At 33.7% G+C, this 16077-nt stretch carries 15 protein-coding genes; 11 read left to right on the forward strand and 4 right to left on the reverse strand.

What is annotated here, in order from left to right; translation table 11 throughout:
- Nucleotides 1–132 precede the first annotated feature (132 nt).
- From NBG71_RS01835 to NBG71_RS01865, 7 genes are all read left to right on the forward strand, one after another.
- Nucleotides 133–348 (forward strand): hypothetical protein, encoded by a 216-nt coding sequence (locus NBG71_RS01835; RefSeq protein WP_191901896.1) that lies wholly within the window; start codon nucleotides 133–135, stop codon nucleotides 346–348.
- Nucleotides 332–571, forward strand: coding sequence for a hypothetical protein (locus NBG71_RS01840; RefSeq protein ID WP_109402977.1), 240 nt, complete (start codon nucleotides 332–334; stop codon nucleotides 569–571). Before NBG71_RS01835 ends, NBG71_RS01840 begins: the two co-directional genes overlap by 17 nt.
- A 186-nt stretch (nucleotides 572–757) precedes the next feature.
- Nucleotides 758–1018, forward strand: a complete 261-nt coding sequence (locus NBG71_RS01845; protein ID WP_196729451.1) for an adhesin — start codon at nucleotides 758–760, stop codon at nucleotides 1016–1018.
- Nucleotides 1019–1285: 267 nt separating this feature from the next.
- Nucleotides 1286–1648 carry a hypothetical protein gene (locus tag NBG71_RS01850; protein ID WP_191901898.1) on the forward strand — a complete coding sequence of 121 codons (363 nt, stop codon included), beginning with the start codon at nucleotides 1286–1288 and terminating at the stop codon, nucleotides 1646–1648.
- Nucleotides 1649–1677: 29 nt separating this feature from the next.
- A complete protein-coding gene (locus tag NBG71_RS01855) occupies nucleotides 1678–1878 on the forward strand; it encodes a hypothetical protein (protein ID WP_191901899.1) in 201 nt (66 codons plus the stop codon).
- 283 nt (nucleotides 1879–2161) lie between these two features.
- Nucleotides 2162–2689 (forward strand): hypothetical protein, encoded by a 528-nt coding sequence (locus tag NBG71_RS01860; RefSeq protein ID WP_250916489.1) that lies wholly within the window; start codon nucleotides 2162–2164, stop codon nucleotides 2687–2689.
- A gap of 99 nt (nucleotides 2690–2788) precedes the next feature.
- Complete coding sequence (locus NBG71_RS01865) at nucleotides 2789–3391, forward strand: hypothetical protein (RefSeq protein WP_250916490.1); 603 nt, start codon at nucleotides 2789–2791, stop codon at nucleotides 3389–3391.
- Nucleotides 3392–3777: 386 nt separating this feature from the next.
- Here NBG71_RS01865 and NBG71_RS01870 read toward each other — a convergent pair whose 3' ends face one another.
- Both NBG71_RS01870 and NBG71_RS01875 read right to left on the reverse strand, forming a co-directional pair.
- Nucleotides 3778–6711 carry an autotransporter domain-containing protein gene (locus NBG71_RS01870; protein WP_342601543.1) on the reverse strand — a complete coding sequence of 978 codons (2934 nt, stop codon included), beginning with the start codon at nucleotides 6709–6711 and terminating at the stop codon, nucleotides 3778–3780.
- Nucleotides 6712–7040: 329 nt separating this feature from the next.
- Entirely contained in the window at nucleotides 7041–8690 is a 1650-nt protein-coding gene (locus NBG71_RS01875; RefSeq protein WP_250916492.1) for an alpha-keto acid decarboxylase family protein, read from the reverse strand.
- A gap of 148 nt (nucleotides 8691–8838) precedes the next feature.
- Here NBG71_RS01875 and NBG71_RS01880 point away from each other — a divergent pair, with 148 nt between their 5' ends.
- The gene (locus NBG71_RS01880) at nucleotides 8839–9726 is read left to right on the forward strand and encodes a LysR family transcriptional regulator (RefSeq protein ID WP_099659568.1); all 888 of its coding nucleotides are present in this window, start codon (nucleotides 8839–8841) and stop codon (nucleotides 9724–9726) included.
- Between the two features lie 230 nt (nucleotides 9727–9956).
- On the forward strand, nucleotides 9957–11717 hold the full coding sequence (dld, locus tag NBG71_RS01885; RefSeq protein ID WP_099659569.1) for a D-lactate dehydrogenase: 1761 nt from the start codon (nucleotides 9957–9959) through the stop codon (nucleotides 11715–11717).
- 66 nt (nucleotides 11718–11783) lie between these two features.
- Here dld and sbcB read toward each other — a convergent pair whose 3' ends face one another.
- A complete protein-coding gene (gene sbcB / locus NBG71_RS01890) occupies nucleotides 11784–13214 on the reverse strand; it encodes an exodeoxyribonuclease I (protein ID WP_171880582.1) in 1431 nt (476 codons plus the stop codon).
- 266 nt (nucleotides 13215–13480) lie between these two features.
- Nucleotides 13481–13891: a fosfomycin resistance glutathione transferase FosA12 gene (gene fosA12 / locus NBG71_RS01895; RefSeq protein ID WP_075673171.1), complete on the reverse strand. Its 411-nt coding sequence runs from the start codon at nucleotides 13889–13891 to the stop codon at nucleotides 13481–13483.
- Nucleotides 13892–14144: 253 nt separating this feature from the next.
- Between fosA12 and NBG71_RS01900 the strand changes: the two genes are divergently transcribed.
- Nucleotides 14145–15407: an MFS transporter gene (locus tag NBG71_RS01900; protein WP_075673172.1), complete on the forward strand. Its 1263-nt coding sequence runs from the start codon at nucleotides 14145–14147 to the stop codon at nucleotides 15405–15407.
- 256 nt (nucleotides 15408–15663) lie between these two features.
- Complete coding sequence (tmaR, locus tag NBG71_RS01905) at nucleotides 15664–16002, forward strand: PTS system regulator TmaR (RefSeq protein WP_006537261.1); 339 nt, start codon at nucleotides 15664–15666, stop codon at nucleotides 16000–16002.
- The last annotated feature ends 75 nt before the right edge of the window (nucleotides 16003–16077 follow it).

Below are 16077 nucleotides of genomic sequence, written 5' to 3' on the forward strand. Positions count from 1 at the left end.
TTGTGATTTAGTACTAATACTTTGGCATTATTTTATTAGTATATTTTTCTAATTTAAATTACGAGCAATCTCTATCAAACCCTTTCAGAAAATAACAATAAACCTATAAGTTATGGATGGAATCAATATAAATTGTGGAAAACAGGAGGTTGGGATCCCAAATATAACCCTAAATTGCAAGGTGGAGCTATAAAAGGATTATATGGACTTTCGAAAGATATGAAACCCTATCCTTTGCCTGGTATTTTGGGAAATATAGGCTCAGCCTTTACAACAGAGACTACAAACTTTCTGATGCAAGAGAAAATTAAGGAAGTTGAGGAAAAAAATAGTGAATCAAAAAACTAATCAATTTGAATACTTTCTTGTTATGACTATTTTGTGTGTGGTAGTCCTGTTTATTATGGGGCTGGTTATATACAGCATAGGTGAGTGTATAATTTGGTTATTGATTGGTGGAGATTTTATTTTTTCAATCGAGTTTTTAAAAAAGATTATTAAAGCAAGTCTATGGGCTGGGCTAGTCGTTGGAATAGGGATGTGGTTTATAGAATATAAGTTACGTAGATGATGTTAAGATCCCATCTCAAAATGGTGGGATCTTTCTTTTGGTTATCACTCCGTCTCAATAACCTTGGCTTGTTAGCCCGTGGTACTCATCAATCCTTTTAGAAACCAACGATAACGTTACTGAGCGTGATATTCAAAATCACCTCTTCCAGCAATAGGGGCAATCACGACAGGAAGTGGAGCATTAATGGAGTATGGATTAGGTAATTTTATAGTAAAACCTGTAACTAATTGGGTTGGTAAGATAATAACAAAAGGCAATAATCCCAGATTTAATGAAGTGTTGAGAAAATATTCAGAGTCAGAGGTTAAGGGAAAATCTTATATTATGCAGGAAGTATCCGAAAGTAAAATTTCTTCTGGAGTTAGTAATATGAGTGGTAGTTTTTCGGCTGAATATGGTGCATCTAAATTACAAGAATTAATAGATAAAAGAGAAGAAAAATGAAAAAAAGTGTTACTTTTTATTTTTATGATTATTTTATATTCCATTATAGGAGGGGGAGGTTTATTTCTGATAGGGATCACTTTTGATTTTTTTCTATTTGTTTTTTCTTATTTTTATTCGGATATTCCAATGTCAATATCATTTGAAGATTATAAAGTAGAGCGATTATTAAGGATGAGCATAGGAGGTGGAATTATTCTTGGTATTAGTGTTTTTATTATTCAATTGTCGGAAATGAAAAAAAGATAATTTAAATAATCTTTACAGTTGCATAAGTGTATATTTAAAAAATATAGTGCAGGTATAATTGATCAAGTAGATACTTTAAAATGGATAGCATGGTTTGATTCGTTAAGTACAGAAGATAGACGGGAACTGGTTAATTTTGTTAAAAATGAAAGGGAATATAAATTATGGAAAACAGAAGGATGGGATCAAAAATATAATCCAGAACTACAAGAGGGAGCAATAAAAGGTTTATTCGGGATTTCAAAAAATATGAAACCCCATCCACTTCCAAGCATTTTGGGCAATATAAGGTCATCAGCAATAACAGAAATGACTAATTCAGAGATCCAAGAAATAATGAAAAATATTAATGAACAAAAAAGAGATGAAAATAATGAATAATAAAATTAATTCTATTGAATTTTTTTGTTGTGGCAGTTTTATCTTCAGTTGTACTCTTTTTTATAGGAATATTATTCTACTTTTCAATTCATGGCATTTTTTGGTTATTTATTGGTGCTGATTTCTCTTTCTCATTTGATTCATTAAAAAAAATCATTAAGGTTGCTACAATAGGGGGAGTGGGTGCTGGTATTGGCAGTTGGTTCATTGAGTATAAATTAAGAAAATAAAACTATTTGAGTGGATATTTCTTCATTCTGTGGTTAATAAGATAAAGAGTATTTAATTAATATTAAACTTAAAGCTATTACTTTTAAGAAAAAGATGTTAGATAATAAAAGCATTAAGATAAATTTTTATAAAAAGGATTTTGGTAATGGGATAATAACGAAAGTTTAAAGAATTAAAGATAAATTTTCTAACTATAGGAAGTAGTAAAACAGCTCTAAATTTTTCAGAAAATAATCCTAAATTGACCATAAATATCTATCAAGGAATAACAGGGCAAAGACCATGAACAAGCAAACTCAAATTTGTTACTTTCACTCAGTTTATCCTGAGTTATTTATAAATTATAATAAAATAAAGGGTTATAGTATAGATGAAATAAAAAAAATAGAGAAACTTTATGATGTTGAAATAAAAGGTCAATTATATAATTTCTTAATATCTTTAGGGAGATGTAGTGGTGGATTGTTTAGTGATAATGCACTAATTTTTTATCGAGAAAATATGGGGGTTAGGTCGCATATATTTTTTCAATATTCGTTCTGTGAAGAGTTATTTAATCTGCAATATTATGATTTTCTAAAAGAAAAACCATTTGTATTCTCATTTGAAAATGAAACGCAATACTTTTTTACCTTAACTAAAAATGCTAATAATGATTTAGTGTATCATTATGATGAGAACCAAGAAACTGTAATATCAACAGGTTTAAATTTTAATGAGCACCTTCGTAACTTAGTCAATACAGATACACGGATGTTTATTGAAGATATAACAGATGATCTTGTTGGTGAATTAATAGTCATCAATTAATGAATTATCTAGTCAAAAGAATGGAAATTTAAACTCAGAAAAGATAATTATTGAAACATGTGATAATTGTAAAGTCACATGGCCAAAGGAAATAAAATAATGAATACATCAAACAGTCATTGGGAACCCGGTTTTGGTACTATTTATACTTGGTTTGCAATGGATAAAAATGGAAAGATAGCTGTAATGGTTAATAATTGCTGGGGTTGGTTACCTAATTCTCTTATATCAATTAATAACTTTGAAAATTTATTAGATGAACTTAATGAATTTAAGTGGGAAGAATCAGAAAAATACACTACATATCCTGAAAATAAAAATGGAAAAACTATTCTTGATTTATACTCATCTCTTGTATATCGAGATTTCAAACATAGAGAAGATATTGAATATTGGGTAAATAGGCATCTGAGTGGAGAACTTAATGAAATTAATATGCCATCTAGAAAAGGCTTTTTTATATATCACGGTATAGAAGGGAATGTGGAAGGGGAAGATTATCCTGTTGGTTTTACTGGAAAAACTAAAATGGGTGATTATTTTAGGTACTTAGTACCAACGATATACGCTTCAATCCATGACTTTCCTGAAGAATTACGTCATGGAATAGCAGTTTCTGATATCGTTGATTTTTCTATCGAAAGAATATTAAATAACGACAAAATTGATGAGTATTTCCCAAGGATATATTGTAAAAATTAATACCTTGGTTTTCATAAAATATAAATGAAGATATTTTTTCTAGAATATAATCTGTGTCGATAATAAATATTTTGGTATAATACAGTGATGATTGGTTTGAATGCAATCTGGAATATCTTTTTGGCAGATATAAAGATCTATAAAAATAATGGCTATTTAAATAGCCATTATGCCAACAAATTTTAATCTTCTACCTAAATTGCTTTATTCGCTCTCCACATAACGAATAAGAGGATAATTTTAAACTCTCATAATATGTAGAGCAACTTATCATTGTGGATGAGCTATAGTCAGAGTTAAGAATTCCTCAATAAGATCCTCATTCCTATCATCTATCCGCGTTGAATACTTCACTTTATTATGAGGAGAGTGTCAAAAAATCTTAATCAGAAAGAGATAGATACTTTCATATCAACGCTATTATTTTGCTGATTTTTTGCTGTTAATCCACTATATCCAATTGATACTCTTGATATTTCATTGATTTTAATGGTTGTTCCTGCTTTAACTACAAGAGCATCCTGTGCCGTATCAACGCTATTAGCAGTAAATGTTGGTTGGGTATTAGTGAAGCGTAAATTGATACCTCGTTCCACATCGTTGTATTGGTGTAACCAACCTAGTTCACCATACAGAGAAATATTAGATTTACTGTTAAGTTTCCACTGGTTATTTAAACGTAATCCTGTAGTAGATGTGGTTGAATCTAGACTTTGTGAATGGGCTTGCAAGGCTGCACGGCCTCCTTGCTCGTTAATGGTAGCGTTTTTTGTTTTGGCGTATTCAAAATTAACAAAAGGCTCTAATTGTGCATCGGAGAGAGTTATCGGATAAGCTGCTTCGATAAAGATCTGGCTGGTATTTCCATCGTAGTGCGCGTTATTTTTATCTGATTGTGAGGCATAGTTGACCGTTTTTGACGTATGGACACGATGAAACGTATTAGATGCGCCTGTACGCAAGGTGAAGGGGGCCAAATCATAACCACCATAAAGTGATAAATGATAATTTTCGCTATTGGCGTGACTGTTATAACCCGAGAGAGAGGTTTTGGTGAACCCCGTTGCGATGCCAAGTAACATTTTATCGTTATTAAAACGTTGGTCTGCTCCTAATAGTATGCCATAGGTTGAAGTATCATAACTATTCGCATTACCATCACTTGAACTATCTTCCCAATTATATAGAACTTTAGCCCAGACATTGCCTTTATTGTCTATACTTTCTTTTTCACCTTTAAGGTCTTCTGCATTTTTAACCTGAGTGAGGAGTGTTTCTTTTATTTGCCGACTACTGTTGAGTTGATTAGATAAAACATCGGCATGAATTTGACCTGTTAATTCGTCATAGGCAGAGCGGACATCATGCTTTATATCCATTCTTACAATGCTTTCATAGACTGGATGCCCTGAAGGTAATACCTCTATTGCATTGGCTATTGATGTTTGATTGTTTGTTTTTGCCAAACTTGAAAATGCAGTATTATTTCTTCCAATATTTAATATTACTGCATTTTGATCATAAGATAGCGTTGTTCCTATAAAAAGGTAGTTTGGGTTTACATCAGTAAATTTACCATTAATACCTTTATTTGCCGTTAAAATGGTATATTTTGTGTTATATAAACTTTGAACATCATTTTTTGTGAGGAGATTTTGGTTATTTTCAAGAGATACATTAACCGTTCCTCCGTTAAGTACTGCGGTACCGAGACTGGTTATTTTGTCGCTATCACCTTGTGTGTTTATTTCAACATGGTAGTGACTACCAGAATTAAAAATTACAGTATCGTTTATATTTATCGTACCAATTGAATGGCCTGGTGATACCATGCCTCCTGAATTAACCTTCAACTGATTAATTTTTCCTTTACCAGAAAGTATACCCTTGTCATTGATACTAACTTGAGAATTTACACTTCCATCATTTAATAGCAACGTACCTTTGTTAACATCCAGCAAAGAATTTAATTTCCCTTCAAGTAACAATGTTCCCCCATTAATGGCAGAATTTTTTGAATAATTATTTTCACCGGTGAGTAGTAAATTGCCTTGATTAACCTCGACGCCAGCAAACTGGTTATTGCCAGATAAGATCAATGTGCCATCGCCTTGTTTGATTAATTTACCAGGCCCACTAATATCATTTTTCCATTCATCAAGTTTACCAAACTCAGCGAAGTCAAATTCATTAGTTGTTTGATTAACAATAAAATGATTATAGAAATATGAAGGTCCATTATAGGTTTTAGGAAGATTAATTAATCCCCAGCTAGAATCTGGATCATTTTCGTTTGAAGCCCAGCCAGCTAAAGAATTACTTGGGTAGGCTGTACTCGCTAAAATAGATTGCCTCTGCTCTTTGGTTAAATATGCAAAACGTAAACGCAGTAAATTGCTGGCTGATCCGGGAATTTTATTGGGAGAAATTAGGGATGAAGTTTCAGGATCTTTTGTTCCATAATAACCCGCTTCATCGTTAGTAATTTCTTTTGACGGTGATAAGCAATTTTGATTTTTACATTGGTTAGCGACATTTTGGCGGACTTCTTTGGCAAGCTTAACAAAGGTACGGGTAGTGTCATCATTGGCAAGCATCTGTGATAATAGATAATAATTTCCTATTCTCGATGCGATGGTATCTGTTGCAAAATGTGCTCCTACGATGACTCTACTTTCACCATATTCGATTGCTCGGGCAAATATTTCGCTACCTTTTTCAGGGAATAAAATGGATAGCACTGCAGCTTGTTTGTACCCGTTCCACGTATGGCCACTTGGATAAGAAGAGCCTGTTATACTGGTGTAGTTATCAAGATAATTACCTTCTTTATCAATAACCTGATAAGGCCGACCACGTGAAAAAAGTTCTTTTAAAATAAAATCTATCGAGCGTGCTCTTTTTTTGTTTGGATCATAAGCATATGTACCTGTGTTATGTAATATGTTCAGATCTTGGTAAGCTTGAATATCGTTAAAATTGATCGACTTGGCGTTGTTGCCAAATAAAATATTGGCATAGGTATTAAAAACATAAGAATGATCCTGTGACTTATCAGCTTCGGCGAGTTCCCTCCGTTCACCAGTGATAGCTTGATAATTATTGCTTATTATTCTATCTAGTTCGGCTGTTTTTGACTCTTTTTCAGGGGGAGCTGTGATAACACCAGTTTTGATCTCTTCTAGCCAATTATTACGTTGGTCTATAATACGTTGTTTGGTTTGTAAAATATCTGTTTCAGACCATGATGAACTCGAAAAAAGTAAAAAAAAGAAGCTTAACGAGGTAGGTATTACAATGTTTTTCATAAAATAAGCCATATTCTCCAAAAAATTTGGAGTTAATTTATATTATTTATGTTTAGTTTTTATGACAGGAGTTATTATATTAAGAGATGGATTTAAAGTGGGTTTTAATTTATTCAATAAGAATATCTTGATGGTTTTCTACTAGCAACATACGACTATCTTAATATGATTAGATTAATTTAGGGATGAAATGTTGGCATGTTCTATATATTTAAAATAAAAATTAGACCATGCCAATCATTTAATTTATACCTAACTCAATAAAAGAAGATTAGCTAATCTTTTATCCAGTTCTCTTTTAAAATACTTAATTTATTCATTTATTCATTTATTCATTTATTTTAGAATGAATATAACGAACTTTTAGACTCTTTTAATTTTTGTGCTAATTCAGAAGCTTCATATCGTTCTGTTACTATTTCGATATAAGAGGCATTCTCTGCGGTTCCAGCGAATTCAAGTGCTTTATTTAATTCATCTATTGTTGTGACTTTTTCACAATGCCAATCTCTTGCACCAAAAGCTTTAGGTAACTGATGATAATTCCATTGAGCAAGGTCGTTATAATAAGCTTCGGGGTAATCACATAATAATCGTTCAATTAAGTAACCATCGTTATTTAAAACAAGGATGATTGGTTTTAATCCAAAACGAATAAATTGGCTAATCTCTTGTACGGTTAATTGATGTGAGCCTTCACCTGTAATTAAAATAACTCGTTTGTTAGGTGCTGCAAGTGCAGCACCAAATGATGCAGGTGTTGCCCAACCAATAGAGCCCCATAATGTTTGATTATGGAACTGTGCACCATCTGGTAACAGGGCAAAACCTAATCCCATTGATGATGTACCTGTTTCAGCAATAATAATATCGTTAGGCTTAAAGAACTTTTCTAAATGAGGATAGAGATACTGAGCAGTAATTTTACCATTATCAGATAACACCGCTTTACCTAATCCTTTGGCTTTTATCTGATGATAGATTTTATTCGGTAACCTTTCAGTCAGTGCTGAGAGTACGTCTTCCATATAAATCGATGAGTAGATAACGGAATCGGTTTCAACATATTCTGGCATGATGCTGATAAATTGTTCTGATTTAATATTGGCAGTAAAACTTCCTGTATTAAAATCAGTCATCATTGCACCAATTCCTAATACGTAATCACTATTTTCTACAAATTCTCTGACTTCAGGTGTCATTAATTTGCCATCATACATACCAATATATTGGGGATGAGATTCACTTAAAATACTTTTATCCATAAACATAGTGGCATAAGGTAAGCCGGTTTTATTAATAAAAGACTGAACATTATCTGATAACCCTAAACGCGAGGATAAAATACCTGGTAATACGCAGATATTATTGCTGTGTGTAAGCTTTTCAGTAATGAGTGATACCACTTTTTCTAGTATTTCTTGATCACTCATTGGTTTTTTCGGTGTGGTAACAGGTGAATGTTCTATCACTTGCATAGTGGCATAATCAGAAGGTAAGCCAATATAAACGGGACGACGCTCTTTTAATGCAGTCGCAATTAAGCGTTCCATTTCTGTAATACAATTTTCAGGTGTTAATATTGTGTGAGCACAAGCAAGACGTTGGCCTAATTGATAAAAAATATCAAAATCACCATTACCTAATGTGTGATGAACCAGACGCTTACTTTTTTGTACACCACTTGCTGGCATACCAACTAAATGAAAAATAGGTAAGTTTTCTGCATAAGAGCCAGCAATAGCATTAATCGCACTTAATTCACCAACACCAAAGGTTGTTGATAATGCAGCCATACCTTTAATACGGGCATAACCATCAGCAGCGTAAGCTGCATTTAATTCGTTGCAGTTACCAATCCAACGCATATGGCTGCTATTGCAAATAGTGTCTTCTATAGGAAAGGCATAATCGCCGGCAACACCAAAAACATCACTTATTCCTAAGTCATATAAGCGGTTTAACATATATTCAACGACAGTCTTATTCATATTACCTCCAGAAAATCAGAATAATAGTCTATAAAAACAGAAGAATGCTTTTACATTATGCTTAATGTTTTATCGCGGATATCATTTGATATGAAATGGTTTATTATCATTGAGGGTATAACTAAATGTAATAAGGTGAGCGTTGCTAATGGATATTCGCACATTGCGCTATTTTGTTGAGGTTGTTCAATTAAATGGTTTTAGCCGAGCCGCTGATGCACTATTTATCACTCAACCTGCGATTAGTCGTAGTATTAAAAAATTAGAAGATGAGTTAGGTGTAACTTTATTAGTGAGAGAAGTTGATGGTGTCAGGCTAACGGATGATGGTGCAATACTATTTGAACATGCAAAACAGATACTTGCGCAATTTAATAATATGAATAAAGCATTACAGGATAAGTCTGGGCCATTAACAGGGGTATTAAATGTTGGATTACCTCCTGTAATAGCCTCGACTTATTTTGCTGATATTATTATGGCATTTAGTTCTCTTCATCCTCAGGTTGAACTAAAAATATTTGAACTAGGCACCAAGCAAATGGCCGATGCCATGAGAGAAGGAAGAGTTGAAACAGCCGCGGTCGTATTGCCTTTTAATGAAGATACTTTTGAATTAATACCTTTTTCAGAAGACCACTTAATGTTATTAATGTCGCCATCCCATCCTTTGGCTATAAAAAAGGAAGTTCATTTTAAAGAGTTGATTAATGAGCCTTTTATTTTCTTTTCTGAAGATTTTCGTATTAATGATTTAATTTATAGTGCTTGTGGTATTTACAATACAATGCCTATTATTGCGGGGCGTAGCAATCATTTAGATTTAATTATTGCAATGGTAAAAGCGGGTGTGGGAATAACGCTTTTACCTAACAGCATGTGTAATAAAAACCCTATTGATGATTTGGTTGTTGTTCCAGTGGTCGAGCCAATATTGTCATATCAAATAGCACTAGCGAATAATAAAAATAACTATAAAAGCCGCAGTTGCCAAGCATGGGAACAGTTAGCAAGAAAAAAGCTAATAATAGAATAAAACATTAAAATGGAGCTTATTTATATTCTATTTAAGAAATAAATATCAAAATTATCTTTAAATAATAAAATGATTAAAAATAAATAAATGTTATTTTTTAAGAAACGCGGATAGATGTATAAAAGCAGTTACATAAATGATAAGTTTATATTTTGCACGTAGTCCTACGAGTAATAATAAAACGGGCAAATAAAAGAGTAATCAGACAAGACAGGAATAGGATAGGGAAAATGAATGAGAATAATAGTTCTGTAAATCAACATTTTATTCGCAAACTTGAAGGTATTGTTGGTAAAAAACAGGTATTAACACAAGCACATAAAACAGAACGTTATCGTAAAGGTTTTCGTTCAGGACAAGGTAAGGCATTAGCTGTTGTCTTTCCCGCTAATTTATTAGAACAATGGCGAGTTTTTAAAACCTGTGTTGAAGCCGATAAAATTATTATTATGCAAGCGGCGAATACTGGATTAACAGAAGGCTCGACACCTAATGGTGATGATTATGATAGAGATATCGTAATTATTAGTACATTACGTCAAGATAAAATACAGGTTCTCTCAGAGCATAACCAAGTTATCGCTTTTCCTGGCAGTACGTTATGGCATTTAGAGAAGGTGTTAAAGCCATTAGGGCGTGAGCCTCATTCTGTTATTGGATCATCTTGTATTGGTGCGTCGGTAATAGGGGGAATTTGTAATAACTCGGGTGGTGCTTTAGTTCGCCGCGGACCTGCATATACCGAATTATCACTTTATGCTCGTGTCAATGAAAAAGGGGAAGCTGAATTAGTTAACCATTTAGGTATTGATTTAGGTGAAACGCCAGAAGAAATATTAACTAATTTAGATAATCGTCATTATCATGAGAAACAGATACAAACGACAGAAAAATTAGCTTCTGACCATGAATATCATGAGCGTATACGCGATATCGATGCTAATACACCATCTCGTTTTAATAATGACGAACGTCGTTTATTTGAAGCCGCCGGGAGCGCAGGAAAATTATCTGTATTTGCCGTGAGATTAGATACTTTCCCAGCAGATCATCGCACTCAGGTTTTTTATATTGGTACGAATAATCCGGACGAGCTTGAAGATATTCGTCGTCATATTTTAAGTCATTTTAAAAAGCTACCTGTTGCTGGGGAATATATGCACAGAAGCTATTATAAAATGGCTGAAGTGTATGGAAAAGATACGTTTTTGGTGATTGATAAATTAGGCACAGATAAAATGCCAATATTATTTGCCGTAAAAGGGCGAGTAGATGCGGTATTAAATAAAGTGCCTTTCTTACCTAAAAACTTGGTAGATAGAACCATGCAATTTATGAGCAAACTATGGCCTGCTCATTTACCAGAGCGTATGACAGATTTTCGTGACAAATATGAACATCATCTTATGTTAAGAATGGCTGATGATGGGATTGATGAAGCTGCGACTTATTTAAAAGAATACTTTAAATCAGCATCAGGCGATTATTTTGAATGTACTGAAGAAGAGGGAAATAAAGCCTTCTTGCATCGTTTTGCCGCCGCAGGTGCTGCTGTCCGTTATCATGCCGTTCATGTTAATGACGTAGAAGATGTGTTGCCATTAGATATTGCATTGCGTCGAAATGACAGAGATTGGTTTGAAAAATTACCACCCGAAATAGAGAGTAAATTACTTTATAAACTCTATTGTGGGCATTTTATGTGTCACGTTATGCACCAAGATTACATTATTAAAAAAGGTGTTGATGCGAAGGCATTAAAAGCAGAAATGTTGGCGTTATTAGATCAACGTGGAGCAGAATATCCCGCAGAGCATAACGTGGGTCATATGTATTATGCTAAGCCTCAATTAAAAGCATTCTATAAACATAACGACCCAACCAATAGCATGAACCCGGGTATTGGTAAAACCTCAAAATTAAAATATTGGGGAGATGAGTGTGGTTGTGGACACGCTCATAGTGAGGCTAATACAGAGAATAAAGAATAATAGTTTTATATTGAGCTTATTTAAGCAACAATAAAGGCAGGATAAAACCTGCCTTTATTTTATCAATTAACTCGCAATCTCTTGAGCATATAAATAAAGCTCTTGTAGCTGTTTTAATTTTTCCTCGTTATCAGCGTGTTCTTCAGCTAATAACTGAATAGTATTAACATATTCGGTTAGTTTTTCTGGCGTTAACATCTCTTTTCTATGAGCCAACCAACGTTGTTGTTCATCATAATCAAGTGTTGAAGGATAATTTCTTGCACGATAACGGAAAAATAGAGGTTCCATTCTCGCATCTTCAAACGTTAAATCTAAAGCTGGTAAATTCTGTGGTTGTGTTGAGCGAATAATCTCCATCGCACTACGATCATTTTCACTGAAAAAACCATTATAAATCTGTGAGTCAACATTATCGGATACAGCAAAAGGTGTTTGCTGTGCAAATATTTCCACGACTTTATTGCGTATATCAGGATGAGAAAACAAGATCGCTTGGTTTTTTAAACAGGCATCAACATCTAAACCAATTCTATCTGCATCTTGTTGTCTTAATGTATTTTGCGGTGCGACAATTGGGCATTTATTAATATGTAACAATTTAATTGGAACAGGTGGCTCATCAGCTGATAATTCACTACGTGGTGTATATAAGCGCTCACGTAATTGGTCTGAGTCGAGGGTTAATAGAGGAGATATATCTGCGGCTAAGTCACACACAATAACTGCATTACGATTATCAGGATGCCACGCTAATGGGGCAACAAGACTTAAATTAGAACGTGCGGCACCAAACATACCTGAAACATGCACAATCGGTGTCATTGCTGGAATATCAATGAGTGCCTGAACTTTACGTTTATCACGTAAATTAAAAAAATAATCAAACATACGCGGTTGCGCTTGTTTTAATTTTTTTGCCATCGCAATGGTGGCATAAACATCAGACATTGCATCATGGGCATTTTCATGAGAAATACCATTGGCTTTAGTTAATAACTCTAAACGAAAACTTGGAAAACCGTCTTCATTTTCAGGCCAAATAATACCTTCAGGGCGCAATGCATAACAGGCACGTAAAACATCAAGTAAATCCCAACGCGAATTTCCTTTTTGCCAGCTATAAGCATAAGGATCATAAAAATTGCGATAAAGAATATTACGAGTAACTTCATCATCAAAACGAAGGTTGTTATAACCCATAATACAACTATTAGGTTGGCTAAACGCTTGATGGATCTGGCGAGTAAACTCTGCTTCAACCAACCCATTTTTTGCCGCAACTTGTGGTGTTATTCCCGTGATCATCACGGCTTCTGGATGAGGTAGATAATCATCATTAGGTTTGCAATAAATAACGAGAGGATCTTCAATAATATTGAAATCCATATCAGTTCTTATACCTGCAAATTGAGCTGGGCGATCTAGGGCAGGATTAGTGCCGAAGGTTTCGTAGTCATGGATGTAAAATGTGGGCGTTTTCGCTGAATTAGACAAGGTTTCCTACCGTAAATTTATTGATGATTTTTTAAATCATTACTCAATGAGTTGTATTGGGCTTAATTAAGACCATGGTAAACCATAATGCGGTAAACGTGAAATGTCGGATCAAATCACACTTATGTAGTGTTTAATATAGGGTGTCACAGTAAGGATAAGTAGGAGCGTACCACCACTAATATTGATCTTTTGGATGACAATAGAATAAAACTGCAACATGCATATCTATCGTATTATTTTAGCTATTCATCTTTATCGTCTTTTTATTTGTTGAAAAATTGCATACCTGAATAAGGATGCTGGCGACAAGCTTCTAAGCGACTTTTTAAATCACCCACATGGACTTCAAGTTTATGATGGTCAGGATCGTAAAAATAGAATGAATCACCTTCACTTTTATTTTCTTTCCATGCAGTAATGCCATGGGATAAAAGATGCTGTTTAAAGGTTTCAAAATTATTTGCAGATAAACTGAAAGCATAATGGGTGTAATCACTGTCTTCAGTAATATGGCGTTTATCGTGAGATAAACATAGCCATAAAGAACCCAGTTGTAGGTAAGCGCCGTTATCCCATAAAGCAAGGGGCTTAAAACCTAATATTTCAGTATAAAAGGCAAAGCTTTTATTCACATTATTGACGGCGAGGGTTAAGTGGTTTAAGTCAGTTAGCATGTCTTTAAGAGTGTTATGAAAGATACAGCTATTTTAGCAAAGGAAACTAAAGAAAATGGATTATATGATACCTATTTGTGCGTTTTACTGTGAATAACGGTAATAAAAGATAAAGTGGATCTAGAACACATAGTTTAATTTGTTAACGTTAACTTATGTGCTTTATATCACATTAAGGAGATATAATTGTTTGTTAACTTAAAAGTTAACGTTAACATTCTGAGGTGGAATGACTTTATAAGGCACTAAAACAATGAATAAAGACTCAAAAAAATACTATGCGATCTTAAGTGCACTGTTATTTTTCTTCTTTTTTACCTGGTCATCATCATTTTCATTAGTTTCTATTTGGTTAAATCAGTATGTAGGATTAAAAGCGACTGATACTGGATTAATATTTTCTGCAATTTCTCTGATTGCGTTATGTGCTCAACCTTTATATGGCTTTATTCAGGATAAATTGGGGTTAAGAAAGAATTTGTTATTAGTGATTGCTGTATTGCTTATTCTTTCTGGGCCTTTTTTTCTAGGTTTCGCATCAATACTACGTTGGAATATTTTTGTTGGCTCCATTTTAGGGGGCTTATATGTTGGAATGACATTTAATGCGGGTATTGGCGTATTAGAGTCATATACAGAGCGTGTTAGTCGTATTCGTGGTTTTGAATATGGCAGGGCGAGAATGTGGGGATCGTTAGGTTGGGCATCAGCAACTTTTATTGCCGGGCACAATATAAATATCGATCCTAATTACAATTTTGTGATGGCTTCTATTTCTGGCATTGTGTTCTTAATTCTTTTAGCACTATTAAAAACCGATAAATCAGATGCATTTAATCAATTAGAACATGGGAAAACATCAGCGATTACCCTCAAAGATGCCCTAAATTTACTTTCATTACCTCGTTTTTGGGCACTTATATTGTTTGTCATTGGTACTTGTGTTTATGGGGTTTATGACCAACAATTTCCCGTCTTTTTCTCATCGCAATTTGCGACCTTACAACAGGGGAATGAGATGTACGGATATCTGAATTCATTGCAGGTATTCTTAGAAGCTGGTGGTATGTTTATCGCACCTTTTCTTGTAAATAGAATTGGTGCTAAAAATGGCTTATTACTAGCAAGTAGTGTTATGGCAGCGCGTATTATTGGTTCTGGATTAGTTGAAGGACCTGTCTTGATCTCTTGTATGAAGTTATTACATGCGGTTGAATTACCGATTTTATTAATTTCAATTTTTAAATATAACAGCCAACACTTTGATAAGCGTTTATCTTCAACACTCTATTTAGTCGGTTTTCAATGTGTGAGTTCTATTGTAGCGACATTATTATCACCATTAGCGGGTTATGGTTACGATCATTATGGTTTTGCACCAACTTACATGGTGATGGGATGCATTGTGATAGGAACAACACTTCTCTCAGCTGTGCTTTTACGTTCAGATGCGAAAGCACTATTGCCACTTGATGGCTTACAATATGAAGATAAAAATAAAGCACAACCTATTTAATCGCTCATAAGTTTATCCTTTGTAGTATCGATTTGGGCTACCTGTAAAAATGTGTAGCCATTTTTTTATCATTAATTAAGTGAACATTTACGGGTTAAAGAATGTTGACTATATTTATTAATGTATATAATCCTAATTAATTGTTAATTAAGTAAAATCAATTAAATTTGTAAACTTTGCTTGTTTATTGACACGATTAAGCGATAATCTTAAACAGAACTATTTATCTTAAATATCAATTGTAAAGGTGTAGGAAATGGATAACGCAAACAAGCCGTCTTTCCAAAACGTACTGGAGTTTGTGCGTATGTATCGTCGTAAGAACAAAATCCGTCGTGAGATCACTGACAATGAGAAAAAGATCCGTGATAACCAAAAACGTGTTCTTTTATTAGACAACTTAAGTGAATACATTAAGCCAGGTATGTCGATTGAAGATGTACTGGGGATCATTGCTAATATGCGTAGTGATTATGACGATCGTGTTGATGATTACATTATTAAAAATGCCGATCTGTCTAAAGAGCGCCGTGAATTGTCTAAACAGTTAAAAGCAATGGGTGAAATTAAAAATATTCCTGATCTAAAAGATTGATTGCTTTACTCAGAATAAGAAATTGAAGGCCTCTGAATTGAATATTCAGGGGCTTTTTTATTTTTGGCAACAATA

It is taken from the genome of Proteus sp. FZP2095, from assembly GCF_023701425.1.
GTDB classification, from domain to species: domain Bacteria; phylum Pseudomonadota; class Gammaproteobacteria; order Enterobacterales; family Enterobacteriaceae; genus Proteus; species Proteus cibarius.

Coding starts and splice junctions, on each gene's coding strand:
- NBG71_RS01900 (WP_075673172.1), top strand. CDS start 14,145: ATGAATAAAGACTCAAAAAAATACTATGCGATCTTAAGTGCACTGTTA.
- NBG71_RS01865 (WP_250916490.1), top strand. CDS start 2,789: ATGAATACATCAAACAGTCATTGGGAACCCGGTTTTGGTACTATTTAT.
- NBG71_RS01880 (WP_099659568.1), top strand. CDS start 8,839: ATGGATATTCGCACATTGCGCTATTTTGTTGAGGTTGTTCAATTAAAT.
- NBG71_RS01845 (WP_196729451.1), top strand. CDS start 758: ATGGAGTATGGATTAGGTAATTTTATAGTAAAACCTGTAACTAATTGG.
- tmaR (WP_006537261.1), top strand. CDS start 15,664: ATGGATAACGCAAACAAGCCGTCTTTCCAAAACGTACTGGAGTTTGTG.
- fosA12 (WP_075673171.1), bottom strand. CDS start 13,891: ATGCTAACTGACTTAAACCACTTAACCCTCGCCGTCAATAATGTGAAT.
- dld (WP_099659569.1), top strand. CDS start 9,957: ATGAATGAGAATAATAGTTCTGTAAATCAACATTTTATTCGCAAACTT.
- NBG71_RS01870 (WP_342601543.1), bottom strand. CDS start 6,711: ATGGCTTATTTTATGAAAAACATTGTAATACCTACCTCGTTAAGCTTC.
- NBG71_RS01875 (WP_250916492.1), bottom strand. CDS start 8,690: ATGAATAAGACTGTCGTTGAATATATGTTAAACCGCTTATATGACTTA.
- NBG71_RS01860 (WP_250916489.1), top strand. CDS start 2,162: ATGAACAAGCAAACTCAAATTTGTTACTTTCACTCAGTTTATCCTGAG.